The sequence below is a fragment of the Kyrpidia spormannii genome (assembly GCF_002804065.1).
GTDB lineage: Bacteria > Bacillota > Bacilli > Kyrpidiales > Kyrpidiaceae > Kyrpidia > Kyrpidia spormannii.
Window position 1 is genome coordinate 2,845,206 of sequence record NZ_CP024955.1, and the last position, 13,683, is coordinate 2,858,888.

General features: G+C 56.7%; 10 protein-coding genes and 1 riboswitch. Of the genes, 2 read left to right on the top strand and 8 right to left on the bottom strand.

The window, feature by feature from the left end:
* Window positions 1-338 precede the first annotated feature (338 nt).
* From CVV65_RS14040 to CVV65_RS14050, 3 genes are all read right to left on the bottom strand, one after another.
* Window positions 339-1,733, bottom strand: a complete 1,395-nt coding sequence (locus tag CVV65_RS14040) for an MFS transporter (RefSeq protein ID WP_100669548.1) — start codon at window positions 1,731-1,733, stop codon at window positions 339-341.
* A gap of 223 nt (window positions 1,734-1,956) precedes the next feature.
* The gene (locus CVV65_RS14045) at window positions 1,957-3,801 is read right to left on the bottom strand and encodes a FapA family protein (protein WP_157935539.1); all 1,845 of its coding nucleotides are present in this window, start codon (window positions 3,799-3,801) and stop codon (window positions 1,957-1,959) included.
* 61 nt (window positions 3,802-3,862) lie between these two features.
* Window positions 3,863-4,840: an EAL domain-containing protein gene (locus tag CVV65_RS14050; protein WP_232796633.1), complete on the bottom strand. Its 978-nt coding sequence runs from the start codon at window positions 4,838-4,840 to the stop codon at window positions 3,863-3,865.
* A gap of 59 nt (window positions 4,841-4,899) precedes the next feature.
* Window positions 4,900-4,986, bottom strand: a riboswitch (cyclic di-GMP riboswitch).
* 524 nt (window positions 4,987-5,510) lie between these two features.
* Between CVV65_RS14050 and CVV65_RS14055 the strand changes: the two genes are divergently transcribed.
* Complete coding sequence (locus CVV65_RS14055; RefSeq protein ID WP_331250468.1) at window positions 5,511-5,876, top strand: DUF1284 domain-containing protein; 366 nt, start codon at window positions 5,511-5,513, stop codon at window positions 5,874-5,876.
* Between the two features lie 255 nt (window positions 5,877-6,131).
* Here the strand turns inward: CVV65_RS14055 and CVV65_RS14065 are convergent, their stop codons facing one another.
* The 4 genes from CVV65_RS14065 to CVV65_RS14080 form a co-directional block, all read right to left on the bottom strand.
* The gene (locus CVV65_RS14065) at window positions 6,132-7,421 is read right to left on the bottom strand and encodes an efflux RND transporter periplasmic adaptor subunit (protein WP_100668660.1); all 1,290 of its coding nucleotides are present in this window, start codon (window positions 7,419-7,421) and stop codon (window positions 6,132-6,134) included.
* Complete coding sequence (locus CVV65_RS14070) at window positions 7,418-8,092, bottom strand: HlyD family secretion protein (protein ID WP_100668661.1); 675 nt, start codon at window positions 8,090-8,092, stop codon at window positions 7,418-7,420. The genes CVV65_RS14065 and CVV65_RS14070 overlap by 4 nt, the downstream gene beginning before the upstream one ends.
* A gap of 368 nt (window positions 8,093-8,460) precedes the next feature.
* On the bottom strand, window positions 8,461-9,963 hold the full coding sequence (locus tag CVV65_RS14075; protein ID WP_100668662.1) for a DHA2 family efflux MFS transporter permease subunit: 1,503 nt from the start codon (window positions 9,961-9,963) through the stop codon (window positions 8,461-8,463).
* Between the two features lie 18 nt (window positions 9,964-9,981).
* Complete coding sequence (locus tag CVV65_RS14080) at window positions 9,982-10,668, bottom strand: LexA family transcriptional regulator (RefSeq protein ID WP_100668663.1); 687 nt, start codon at window positions 10,666-10,668, stop codon at window positions 9,982-9,984.
* 57 nt (window positions 10,669-10,725) lie between these two features.
* On the opposite strand from CVV65_RS14080, the gene CVV65_RS14085 reads away from it, so the two are divergent.
* The gene (locus CVV65_RS14085) at window positions 10,726-11,691 is read left to right on the top strand and encodes a patatin-like phospholipase family protein (RefSeq protein WP_100668664.1); all 966 of its coding nucleotides are present in this window, start codon (window positions 10,726-10,728) and stop codon (window positions 11,689-11,691) included.
* Between the two features lie 363 nt (window positions 11,692-12,054).
* Here CVV65_RS14085 and rlmD read toward each other — a convergent pair whose 3' ends face one another.
* Window positions 12,055-13,641, bottom strand: a complete 1,587-nt coding sequence (rlmD, locus tag CVV65_RS14090) for a 23S rRNA (uracil(1939)-C(5))-methyltransferase RlmD (protein WP_198592041.1) — start codon at window positions 13,639-13,641, stop codon at window positions 12,055-12,057.
* Window positions 13,642-13,683: the final 42 nt, after the last annotated feature.

Here is a 13,683-nt window from a genome sequence, read left to right on the forward strand (position 1 = left end):
CATACGTCCTCTCCGCCCATGACGTGGCCATGCATTTTCCCTTAAGTCCCGTCGATAAAACCATGAACATGAGCCCCTGGTTTCACCGCGGGGGACTCCACTCCGGCGGGCCAACCCCCACCCTCTACGTCGGGGGTGAAATTGTCATTCTGAGATATTTTAATCCGAGAACATGCCTGGAGTATGTAGAGAAATACGGGTTGACCTTTTTGATCGGGGCCCCGCCCATGCGGGGACTGTCGCTGCGGACTGGGCGTGGGTCGGTCCACTGGGCCGCTACGCATCCCCGTCCGCGCCCGTTTAACGGGCGTCCCCCGCGGCCCGAGACACGCCGACCGTCACCCCTCGGACCGCCCCGGGAGCCGCCAACTCATCCAAATCACCGCCAAGCCCAGAACCGCCAAAACGGTACCCAACTCGTGCAAACTCGTCGTGTCCAGGTGATGGCCAAAAAACAACCCGAGCAACACCGTGGAGAGGATCGTTCCCATATAGCGGGACGTTTGGAACAACCCCGACGCCACGCCGATCACCTCTTTCGGCGCCACCTGAAACAGGGCGGTCTGCAGCCCGACGTTATTGAACCCGTTGCTCACCCCGAGCACCGACAAACAGAACACCAGCCACGCGACGGACGAGGCGCTGTGAAGGGTCCAAAACAACGCGGATCCCACCGTCATGCAGATCCCGGCCAGAAGCAAAGGCGGGCGCACGCCCCCTTTGGCCACCCAGCGGCCGGTCAACGGAGTGACGATCACCCCAAACCCGGCCACCGCCAGCATTAAAAGGCCGGTCTCCTGGGCGTTCAATCCCCGGGCCTCCTGCAGATACGTCGGCATTCCGAAGAAAATCGAGTAAAAAATCACGTTCACGGTCACGAATTGCACCAACACCCAGGTGAGGGACAGATTGCGCCGAAACATCCGCACATCCAAAAATGGTGTCGCCACCCGCAGTTCAACGGCGACCAGGGCCAAACTCGCGATGACAGCCAGAACCCCGGCGCCCCAAATCGGGTGGTCCGTCACCGAAAGGAGAAAGAGCAGCCCCGTGACGATGGTTCCGGCAAAAAGCACCACGCCGGGAATATCCAAGTATCTCAGCCAACCGGGGAGCGATTCCGCCCGCTTGCGCGGCTTGTCTTTTGGCAACACCGCCAAAGCCATCCCAAACCCCGCGATAACAAACGGAAAATTCACCCAGAAGATGGCCGGCCAGTCGCCGTAATGGACCAGCACGCCGCCGATGGACGGCCCGAAGGCCGCGGCGCCCGACGCAAAAACCGACAAAAACGCCAACGCCTGGGACTGCCGCTCCGTGATGACATTGCGCACGATGCCCATCCCCGCCGGATAAATCGCCCCGCTTCCAAAAGACTGGATCAGTCGGAAGGCGATCAACCACCCGTAGGACGGGGCGAAGGGAGCGGTCGCCGATGACACCGCCACCAGAATCAGGCCGGCGAGAAAAACCCTTTTGCGCCCAAACAGATCGGCCAGCTTGCCCATCACCGGCTGGGCGATGGCACTGGCCAAATAATACGCCGAGATCAGCCAGGACGCCGCGGCAAAATCCAGACCAAAGGCGTGCTCCAGCCGGGCCAGGGCCACGGCGATCAGCGACGAATTGAGCGGATTGAGCAGCACCCCGAGGGCGATGGTGAACAGCAAAAGATTCCTGCGCGGCGACGCCGGCGGACCTGTCCCATCTCGTCTTTCTGTCTCCAGTTCCACGATCTTCCGGCCTCCCGCGTGCACTTACGATCGGATTATTCCATCGACGATCCGCCGTTTACCGGCGCGTACGTTTCCCATCCAGTATACCATTCGTATCGCGAGAATTTCCAAAAGCGGGATCAACCTGGATATGCACACCTTTGGCATCACGGAAGGAATCTCCGGAATTACCGGCTCCATTTCCAAGGTGTATGCTAATCAAAGGAAAGTGGTCAACGTCTCAGGCGAATTGTCCACGAGCAGTGTTCGGATCTTCATTTCGTTCCTCCCACAGCACGGTGTTGTATTCGACAGCCAGGTTCCTGTCTCGGGTATGGCCCACTTGCAACACAGTATTGGGATGCCGTAAACGAATCCGAATCCTCCCGGACGGATTGTCGACTTTTGCACTGCTCTCTATACCGAACGGAGTACCCATTTCTTCAATATCGATTAAATTTTGGGCTACGAGAAATCCGCCCCGCATGCTGCCGCGTATCACGATTGAATTCCCGGCTTCCAAAGAGCTGGCGTAAGTACCAGGCCCGGTAACCACAATGCTCCCGGATGCCCTCACCGAACTGGAGGTGATACTGGCCGCCTTCACCGTGGCGGTTTCAGTGTGTTTCATCGATTCGATGTGGAAGATGTAATCAACCAACATGTGGTGTAAAGCCATCACATGCTGTTCAGTTATGTTGGTCCTGCCAATTCCGAACCACTTTGAGCGGATCTCACGCACGATCTGGCGATACCGATCATCTGCGTTCAGCACTCCATCAGTCTCGTTGCAGAAGGATTGCAGAAAACGTTCCAGATCCGGATGGCGGGTGGTAAGCAGTGCGTCCGCCAACAACCCCAGGTGTGTACCCTGGTCAATCCGCTGCCTGGCGTGACCCAACAATTCCTGGAACTCCGCTTGGAACTTCTCATATTCCACTATACCTTTTTTCAGCATCTCATAAATCCTCGTGTACACAAGTTTGGATGCTCCCGCCACGATCTGCGAACCCACAATGGCATCCTGTACCGACACACCACGTTCTCCCAGCACCGTCGAGTGGAACACACCACCATTTACCCGCACTGTCCCCATGGCTTTGATATAGCTACCATCGAGTACCGACCCCAACACCACAACGTCCCCGTCAAATTCAACCTTCCCGTCTTTGCTGGAAAGATCGTGGTCAATAACCAACTCCGGGATTACATCGATACGATTTTTCGTAAAGAGCAGTCGGCCACTGCGAACTGCCACGAGGCGGTCATTTACTTCTATCACACCTTGACCCAGCGTTGGCAGCGAGCGGTGTACTGAACATGGAATCTCCCTGCCGAACACATCCCGCCCCGGCGTACCCGGTATCTCTGGTTCCAATACAGCGACCGTTGTGCCAAGACCAATGGATGTAATGGGCATCTGACGCTGAAGAGGATCGTGGACCTTCGGAAGTTCAACCCGTCTGTAACGAGCCGCTCGGCCTGGAACGGGGGGAGTTCCCCGCAACACGATACACTCGGTCGTGTCCTTGGCCTGAGCAATGGTCTCAACTCCTGTCGGGTCAAGTACCCCGACGTACCCCGCAGACTCCAACCGCGCCACAATTTCGCCTGTGCCCAATGGATCGGGACGCAAATCTATTGTTTCAATTTCCAGCACCGCACGATGCGCACCGTGCATGTCTCTGAGACGATGCTCTTCACCCGGTTTTACGTCGATTCTCCCAATGACTTCCATGTTGTCCTTCGTCACTTTTGTAGAAAATTGGATTGATGGCAAACTCTTGGCCAGCGATACCTCGATATGTTGATTTTCATGAACAACGACCTCTCCGACACATTTCTGTCCGTCAATCACGACCGTCAACCGAGGGTCGTCGGGGATAACAATTATCGCAAATGAACCTTCATCGTCAGGGTCAGAGACAATAAGCTGATTGTTCACCACAGTGACAGTTCCATGCCGCACGCTTCGTATCTCTTCATTGGATTCAAACGACGGGAATGATTGTGTCTCAGGTTCTGATGATCTTGACAGGCGAGGTTTGAAAAGCCAATGCCTTACTTTCTCCAGCAAGGACCGCATTCTCTCACCTCTCATCCTTGTCCGTCGCCGCCAACGACACGGAGGGTGATTCTGTGACCACCTACAAATCCTTGCGCAATAATTGGTGGTACAAATGAATCAGAGTATCGAGTTCTTGGCTTTTCTGTACCACCGCCTTATCGGTCAATGAGCCGTCCCTATTCCGAGCAAGATCCGCCAACTCAGTCCTCTTTCTCTCAATTTCACTGAGCAGATCCGACAATTCACTGATCGACATCGGGCGTGACCAATAGTATCCCTGACTCACATTGACACCAGCTTCCCGAATGGCATTCAGATCTTCGTAGTTTTCGACCCCCTCAGCAATGACTGAATTTCCGGACTCCATAAATCTCACTAAACGGGATAGAAATCGCTGTTTTGAAGAGGATATCGAAATCCCTTGAATCACTGTACGGTCTACTTTGACGAAATCGGGTTCGAATTCAAAGAGTCCCGCAAGACTGGTGCTCCCAGCACAAACATCGTCAAGGGCTATCCGAACGCCGAGTGATCGTATGGATTTGATCATTTTCGACAACAAAGTAAGGTCATACGATATGTACTCGACGATTTCGATTACAAGTTGGTCTGGTTCACACAGTCCCTCTCGAAGCAAAACTTCGAGCCGTTCAACAAAGGACTCCTGAACAAAGCTGCTCGGCATCACATTCACGTACAAGGGAATGGAACTGATTTCAGGGGGCAACAGTCGGAGGCGATTTACACTGATAGTGAGAGCTAATAAATCGGCTTCCATCGAACGCTTGCTTTCGTAAGCAGCACGAAACCAAACTTCCGGCGGAATAAAATGGCCGCCGTACTGAGGACGGCTTAGTGCCTCATGAGCAAAAACGACGCCCTCGGCATGATTGACGATGGGCTGATAAACCACTTCAAGCGTTTCGTGTTTAAGGATCTCATCTACACTCCGGCAGAGGGAATTGTATTGATTTGGGTTTTTAGGGGATTTATACCCCCCCCCCCCCCCCCCCCCCCCCGGTGAGGGTTTATTTGGAAATTGATCCAATTCCTTCACCCTCCTTCGTAATGATGTCAAAAAGCGCCCTTTTCCTGCAGGGCGCCTCATCCTTTGCGAGTGGCAACCCGGCGATCATAGGCACATGTGCCCTTAGACCCGTGGCTTTGCGTCCTAGCGTTTCCGCTAGTTTGCCCTGAGACAACTCTATCGACCTATTCACCTTGTCCCAACATAATCCTACATTATTCGACATCTGTCAAGCGGTCGCAGTGCGTGCTGCTGTTCGTCCGTGATATTGTCATCTTGGAACTCGTCAGTGACAAGGTCATCAGGGTGCGAAAAACGCTTACATGGTGGAGAAAGTACAAGAAACGGCAGCCGACCGGGTGAACACTTGAAAGCTTGGCCTTGTGAGACAACGGACCCCTGTTCAGCGCCTATAATGACGATCTAAAAAAAACTGAGCAGGGAAGTGATGATAGCCCTTTCATGGGCCGGACCGGAGTTCATCGTCGTTCCGCCGATGTGCTAGCATAAACACAGGTGGATGTGGCCGGCGCTCCGGGCGTCCATTGGGATCACCAAAATGCTTTCATCCAGGAAATTTAACCACGAAGATTGGAATATAAGTCTATTAGAAAGGAATCTCTGAACAAAGGAGACGGGGAGCCGTCCAATGTTTCGATTGCGAGGTCACCATCTTTTATGTCTGCTTGGATACCGAGGCATGGGATACTCTCCCGAATACGCCGCAAACATGACTCGTCTTCACCAAACCTTGCGCATGGCACCGGAAACGGAGATTCTCCTCATAGCTGGGCCTGATGATCTATGCGTAAAATTCCCGGAATCTCAACCCTATCACTGCGACGATACAAACATCCATGAACGCGACTCCGCCGTGCTTCAGAAACTGGGCCTGCGGGTCGGACAAAGCCTTCCGTGGAGCGAAATTCAACAGCTCATTCGGGAGAACATGGTACCAAGGGACATTTCGATCCTATGTCCCACGTGCCCTTGGCGATCCTATGGTGTTTGCGAAGAAGGAATCGAAGAAATCAGGGCTGGAAAAGGGCTTCGGATTATCGACTAGTGACGCCCGGAGGGGCATACCAGAACCCCGTCACCATAAAAAGACAAGGACGTGAATGTCTTCCCCAGCGTCGACAAGTTCACCTGTGCGCCCATTGAAATGAAGCACGTTGAGATACGATTCCGGGTCACCACCGTCACCACTAGAGATCAGATTATCGGGAAATTTCTCCTTGGCACCATCATGACCACGATCAGGCCAACCAGTTGGCCGTTTCCTCAACAGCCGCGGGGGCAGCGGTTGTCGCCTCGCGGCTCATGGCGTCTCCCCTCTGCGCACGTGAACTTGGGCGCCGTCTTTCAAACCGGGCCCTGGTTCGATCACCAATTTATCGCCGATTTTCACCCCCAACGAAGCGATGAACCAGTGGTCGTCCTTCTGCTGGCCGTGCACTTCAACGAGTTGGACACGGTCCTCGTTGAGCTTGTACACGAAGGTTTTCCCCTCTTGTTTAACAAGGGTTTTCATGGGGATCTCCACGCCGGCCTGGCCGGTGGCGCCAAAGGTCACGTCGGCCACCATCCCCGCCCGCAACCGGAGGTCAGGGCTAGGCACCTCCACTTTGACCGGGAAGGTGTTGTTGTTTTGGTCGGACACCGGACTGATGAAGGTGATCGTCCCGGAGAACGTCTCCTCGCCCAGTTCCGGCACGTGCACCCCGACCGTCTGGCCCGTGTGGAGACTGGGCAACAGGGACTGGGGCACGCTAACCGCCACTCGGACGGAGTCGAGATTGACCAAGGTCAAGAAGGGCGCGCCCGGCTGCACCATCTCGCCGACGTTGATGTTCTTTGCGGCCACCACCCCGTCCATCGGCGCAACGATCTTGGTGTTCACCAAGTTGTTCTGGGCCGCTTGCAAGGCGGCTTGGGCTTGGTTCACCGCCCCTTGGGCTTGGTTCACCTGGGCTTCAAGGGCGGCAATGGTGTTTTCCGTTGCTCCCGCCTTGGCGAGATTGAGCTGCGCCTGCGCCTGCTCAAGGGCGCCTTTCGTCTGGGCGACGGCCAACTCGGCCTGATCCAGGGTCGCTTTGGACGCCGCCCCGGCATCATTGAGATTCTTCGTGCGATTGTAATTTTCCTGGGCATTCGCATAGGCCGCATGGGCTTGTTCCACCGCCGCCTGGAGCCGCTGCAACTCCTCCTGCCGGCTGCCCGCCTTGGTGTCCGCCAGTTTCGCCTGGGCGGCAGCCAGTCCCGCCTGGGCCTGCTGCAACCCGGCCTGGGCCTGGTTCACCTGGGCTTGATAATCGGAGCTGTCCAGCTCGACCAGCACTTGTCCTTTATGTACCCGGGTACCTTCTTTGACGTGTACGGCGGTGACCCGCGCGCCAAGTTTCGACGACACCTTCACTTCGTCGGCCGCCGCGATCTTGCCTGTCACCGTCTGGCCCCCGCCTGCCACCGTGAACACCTGCACCTCCGGCGTCCCCGGCTGGGACAAGGTCGCCGCCGATCCCGGCAGGGAGCAACCGGACGCCAGGAAGAGCACGGCGGACGAGGCAGCCAACCACATACCTACCTGTTTGACCGGCCAATGAATCACGTCCGTGTCCCCTCCTTATCCTTCAGATGAATGCGGACTTCCACGCTCATCCCGGGCGACAAATCCACGCCGTGGAGATCGTCGATGGAGATTTTCACCGGGATGCGCTGGGTCACTTTGGTGAAATTCCCGCTGGTGTTGACCGCCGGAATGGCGGAAAAGGTGGAGTTGGTCGCTTCCCCGATCTCTTTCACTTTCCCGGCGAAAAGCATTCCAGGATAGCTGTCCACGGTAAAATCGACCGGTTGCCCGGTCTTCACTTTCGCCAGGTCGGTTTCCTCAATGTTGGCCGAGACGTACACCTGCTTTTTGTTGACAATCAAGGCCACCGGCTGTCCCGGCGACACCACTTCCCCTACTTTAGCCAGGGTCTTGATCACCGTGCCGTCGGCCGGCGCCCGCAAGAGGGCGTTATCCAGTTGGCTGTTGGGCAAATTGCTGATCTCTTGCTGGCCGACGATCTGGTCCGCCACCACATAGTCCCCTTCCTGGATGTTCAAGGCCGTCAATTTCCCGGCCACCCGGGGCATGATCCGGTACACGTCCCCGGCAATGCGCGCGTCGTCCGTGGAGACGTAATGGGTTGCGTTGTACCAGTAATAGGCGCCAATCCCCCCTCCAGCGACCACGATAGCAATCACAAGAACGACTAAGATCAATCTTCGCTTCATGGCCTCGTCTTCTCTCCTCCCTGTCTCCAGCCGGTCCCGAGATCGGGCTGGCCTTCTCTCTCCGGAATTGCTCCGGTTGCTGCTGAGCGCGGTGCGCAGGATACTTAGCAGTAAGGCTCACCACCAAGGCCAAAAACCGTTATCCGTTGTATTTCAGCGTCAGCCACCTTAGATCTCCCGCTGGAACATAGCGGACCGTTGGACGCCAATCGGAGCTGGCGTGGTAGTCGGTTGCCAGTTAACCGGCCTCCCTTGAGGGACGATCACGTTTCGTCACTCGGAGGATCTCCAGTCAGGTCTATCCCTGATACTTTTATAGACTCATAAACCTGTCATTTTCTCAGACGCTTGACAGCCTTCCTTTACTTTCATGGTTCTCCTATGTGCCTTTGATACAGAAAAAGGGCGGGCACCATCGTCAGCCAACCGAACACCACCGCCGCAAAAAAAGCATCGTGAAACGCCAGAACGGACGCCGCCTTTTCAACCGATTGAACCAGTAGAGACACCATCAGTTGCTGCGCTTCCCCCACCGAATAGCCCATGCCCTGTAAAGAAACGGCCACCTGGTTCCACGCTTGCTCCGCAGGGGAGCCAACAGTAATGGTCTCGGCATATCTCGTCAGGTACACGGGTTGCCTTTCCTGAAGAATGGTTGTCAACAGCGCAACCCCCAGTGCACTGCCAATCTGCCGGACGAGGTTTAGAAATGCCGAACCCTGATTCACTAAAACGTCGGGAACGGTACTATATGCGAGAGTAACGGCCGGCATGATGCCCAGTCCCAGGCCGCAGCCTATCACTGCTAGATGTTGCTTGAGAATCTGGAGGTCGGTATCCATTTCGAGACTTGTCAAAGGCATCATTCCGGCGGTCATGACAACCACGCTGGCGATGGTCAACCAAGTGGCTCCCACCCGGGGGAGGAGGAGTGCGCTGACCGGCACTAACAGGGCTGCTCCCAGCACTTCGGGAATCAAGGCCAGTCCGGCGTCGACAGGACCCATATTTCGCAATTGTTGCAAAAACAAGGGAACTAAATATAGACTTCCGAACAGACTCATCATGAGAAAAAACGTCACGAAGGTGGCAGACGTGTAAATGCGGTGGCGAAAGAGGCGCAGGTCCAACAGCGGATCTGAGACGACTGCCTCCACCCACACAAAGAGGGTGAGGCAGGAGACGGAAAGGAAAAACAGACCGACAATAGATGCAGAACCCCATCCCTCGTCCGGACCGTTACTGATGGCCAACAGCAGGCTCGAAAAACCGATGCCCGACAGAATGAAGCCGAGAGCGTCAAATTTTCTCTGCATCGTTTCAAATTCTGTCAGGACGAGCCCTGCGGCGAGGAAGGCTGGTATGCCGACAGGAATATTCAGCCAAAAAATCCATTTCCAGCTGAAATGTTCCACCAAGTATCCTCCCAACACGGGCCCTACAGCCGGGGCGATCAATAGGGGAACGCCCATTAAACCCATGGCTAACGGCAATTCCTCTTTGCCAAAGACTTTTTGGACAATGGCCAACGACAAGGGCATGATCATGCCTCCACCTATCGCCTGAACAACACGAAAAGCGATCAACGACTCGATGCTCCACGATTCGGCGCACAACGCAGACCCCAAGATAAACACGACCAGACTTCTAATGTACATTTTCTTCATGCCACGGGTCTCGGCCAAATAGGCGGTCACCGGTTCCACCAGCCCGATGGTCATCATGTACGCGGTAACCACGTATTGGGCCAGGTGAATATCGGCGCCGAATTGGTTCATGATATCCGGTATCGCCACCTCTACAATGGTCATATCCAGCAGGTCCAACGACAATCCGAGGACCACCACCGCGAGCACCAACCATTTCTGCAACGCACGACACCTCATCTCTCATTGGACTTGCTGAAGCGCCTTGGACAGAAAGTTGGCCAACTGGATGAGCTCGCTTTCCGAGAGTTCCTGTACACAGCAAAGAGCACGGCCGATCAGACGGGATGTCTCCCGTCCGAGCTCGTCGCTCACCGTCTGGACCACAATTCCCAGCATGGTGCCGATGAAGACGAGGATGCGCGTTCTCGGTTGGTCGAGGCTCAAAATGACTTGTTCAACGGTCGTTCTCACGGGCTCTTCTGCGTGGCTGAGGAAAAGGGTCAGTAGTCCCAACAACGAAAGGCAAAATGTGATTCCATTGGGCGTATGGGAGACGGTCTCGATGAGGCGGCTGACGGCGAATCCCATCTCCGCATGTCGCAACTCTTGCAACAAGCCGATCATATTTCGCTCCATCTCGCTCCATTCGGCGGGCACCAGTCGGTTCTCATAAACCAGGGAAATCAATTGAACAGCCTTTTCGGTTGGCACGAAGACGATCTGCGACCTTCCTGCCCCTCCATGTTCGTGGATGTAATCTCGAGATAAATATCCTAATTTCTCTAATTCCCGCAACATGTCATAGGCCGTCCATTTGCTGACCCCCAAAGCTTTCGCCAGGGTTATGTAATGAACGGGACAGGTTGTCTTTTGATATAATCCGACGAGTTGTTGCAGAAATTGCCTGCGGCGTTCCGTAAGGGACATGCTCAATCCCCCCAAAAAACCCATAATCATGGCCATGATAAGGAAAGGGAAACGTCCATGTCAAGGGGAAAGGTGCAAAAAACCAAAAAATTGACGAACGGTGTCAACCTGGCGTTGGGAGGCGGCGCCGCCCGGGGATTGGCCCACATCGGGGTTCTCCAAACACTGGAGAGAGAAAGCGTGCCCGTTGTCGCGATCGCGGGTTGCAGCATGGGAGCTCTGGTTGCAGCGGCCTACGGAGCAGGGAAATTGAATATTCTTGAAGAGACTGCATTGAAGATCCGTCTGATCGATTTAATCAAATTCGCCGATTTTGCGTTTTTGAGTGGCGGATTGATCAAGGGAGATCGGGTTGCCCAAGAGCTGCGCAGGTTAATCGGGGATGTGCATTTTGAGGACCTCAAGGTACCTCTGGCCGTTGTGGCCACGGACCTTGTAACCGGAGAAACTGCCGTGTTACGACACGGCTCGGTGATCGACGCCGTAAGGGCAAGCATTTCAGTCCCCGGGTTGTTTACTCCGATGCCGTTGAATTCCCGTCTCTTGGTGAACGGCGGTGTGAGCAACCGAGTTCCATCGAATGCGGCCAGTTCCTTATCCCCGGCTCCCACTGTCGCCGTGGACGTGGGTTCCAGTCGAGACAGGTGGACGGTTACAGCGACCTTTGCGCGAGTTCGTTGGACACGCCTGCGTTCTTTCTTGCAGGAGGTGCACGATTCTGTCAACCACTCCCCTGTCGCCCGTGCCATGGAGGTAGTCGGTCTCCTCAACGAGGAAACTCACGCACCCCATCCCTTGGAAAAAAGCAACCGATTCGGCCTGCTAAAGACTCTCCTTGCCAGTGTAGATGCACTGGAAGCCCAGTTGGCCGCTCAAAACGATTCTTCTTCAGCGGCCGATTGGGTCATTCATCCGGATATAGACCACATCGACGCTCATCGCTTCGACCTGGCGAAAGAAGCTATAGCTGCTGGAAAAACCGCTGCCAACCGATTTCTTGGGGAGTTGATTCATTCCATTTGAACTCTTCCTGCGTCGGCTTAGAACCGGAACATATGAGTGATGGACAAGGTGAGGATGTCCGTCAAACAACGAGCGCAGGCTTATGGTCGCACGGTAGGGACCAAGGGCACGGTTCCCGATGAGCAGGCCGCGCGTCATTCCGCCGCCGGCGGCGCTTCGGCTGCCGAGGGAGCCTGCACCACAGACTGGCGGAACCCGGCCCATTTCTCGCGAATACTCTTCAAAAACCGATCTTGCTTGGTCTCTTGTAAGTCTATTGTCTATTTGCCATTGGATCATCTCAAATCACGCCAAGCGCCCCCTCACAACACGGGCAGGGGACCGATTCTGCACTCCGAACAGAAAAGTGAGAAACAAGTCCAATTAGAAAACATCCCCTCTCACCAGCAGCGCCACGCTCTCCACATGCCCGGTCTGGGGAAACATGTCCACCGGCCAAACCTCCCGGACCTGGTACCCGCCGTCCGCGAGAACGCGCAAATCCCGGGCCAGAGTGGCGGGATCGCAGGACACATAGACCACTCGGGGGACTTTGGCGTGGACAAGGGCCTCCAACGCCGCCCGGCCGCACCCCCGCCTGGGGGGATCGAGGGTCACCACGTCGGGCCGCCGGTCGGCCACCAGGCTTGGCAAAAGCTCCTCCACGGCGCCGACCTGAAAACGCGCGTTCTCGATTCGGTTCATCCGCGCATTTCGGCGGGCGTCCGCCACGGCCTCCGTAGCGACTTCAATGCCTGTCACTTGGGAGGCACCCCGGGACAGAAACAACGACAAAGTTCCGACCCCGCAGTAGGCGTCCACCACTCGTTGGGAGCCGTCGAGTCCGGCGGCCTCCATCGCCAGCTCGTACATGCGCTCCGCCTGCAAGCTGTTCACCTGATAAAAGGACGTCGGCGAAATTTCAAACCATAATCCACCCATTCGATCCACGATCCGGCTGGGACCGTAAAGGGCAATCGACCGCCTTCCGTAAACCGGCCCGTCTCCGCGCCCCCGCCGGACATTCAGGATCACGCTGGTCACCTCCGGAACCGCGTCCCGCACCCAGGCAGCAAACTCCCCCATCCGGTTCATCCGCTCCCGGTCCACCACCGCGATGAGCATCGTCTGCCCCGTCCCCGGCGCCACCCGGGCCGCAACATGGTACAACCGACCCCGGCCCGTCGCGAGCTCGGCCTGGGAGCGGGACCCCGCCGTTTCCTCCGCCGCCTGCCAACCGCACCTTTCGGCCGCCCGCAGTCCGGCCTGGATCAACGCCACCAGTCGTTCATCCGCGATGGGACAATCCTCGGCCGCCACCCACCGCCGGCCTCCTGAGGAATAGTAGCCGGCCACCAACCGCCCGCCCCGATCCTTTACCGCCATATGGATGTTATTGCGATAACGCCAAGGGGATTCCATCCCGACGGTCGGGTGGATGATCACGGGGCCCACCGGGCGATCCAACCCGGGCGAGGCGGGCACATGGCCCTCCCCTGCGACGACCTCGGGCTTCCCAGCGCCTCCCGGCCCCCCATCTGACCCCCTGGCCGTCTCGCCGACCCCCGGATCCTCACCCTCCTCGAACACCGTCCGAAAACGACCGATCCGCTCCAACGTCTCACCGACCCGGACCCTCTTGACGCTCAACTGCCACCCATAAGCCCCGTGCTGGAACTGGCACCCTCCGCACGCCCCAAACACCGGGCAGAGCGGCCGCACCCGGTCGGCGGATTCCTCCACCACCGCGACCATGTCCGCCTCGGCGTATCCCCGGGCCACCCGGGTGACCCGGGCCCTGACGCGCTCCCCGGGCAACCCGCCCCGCACAAAAAGGGTGAACCCGCCTCGGTCCGCCTGGCCCAACGACCCGGCCGCCGAGATCCGGCCCACCCCTTTGCCTTCCTGGGTCACCCGATGAAGCACCACGTCCACTTCATCCCCGGGCGACACCGGTATTTTCTCGTCCACCGCCAAATACCTCCTTCGGCGAGCCTCTTCCCCCGCCCTGCA

What these genes read in the sequence shown, in the direction of transcription:
- CVV65_RS14055 (WP_331250468.1), top strand. Translation starts at nt 5,511, where the DNA reads ATGGGATACTCTCCCGAATACGCCGCAAACATGACTCGTCTTCACCAA.
- CVV65_RS14080 (WP_100668663.1), bottom strand. Translation starts at nt 10,668, where the DNA reads ATGTCCCTTACGGAACGCCGCAGGCAATTTCTGCAACAACTCGTCGGA.
- CVV65_RS14045 (WP_157935539.1), bottom strand. Translation starts at nt 3,801, where the DNA reads ATGCGGTCCTTGCTGGAGAAAGTAAGGCATTGGCTTTTCAAACCTCGC.
- CVV65_RS14070 (WP_100668661.1), bottom strand. Translation starts at nt 8,092, where the DNA reads ATGAAGCGAAGATTGATCTTAGTCGTTCTTGTGATTGCTATCGTGGTC.
- CVV65_RS14085 (WP_100668664.1), top strand. Translation starts at nt 10,726, where the DNA reads ATGTCAAGGGGAAAGGTGCAAAAAACCAAAAAATTGACGAACGGTGTC.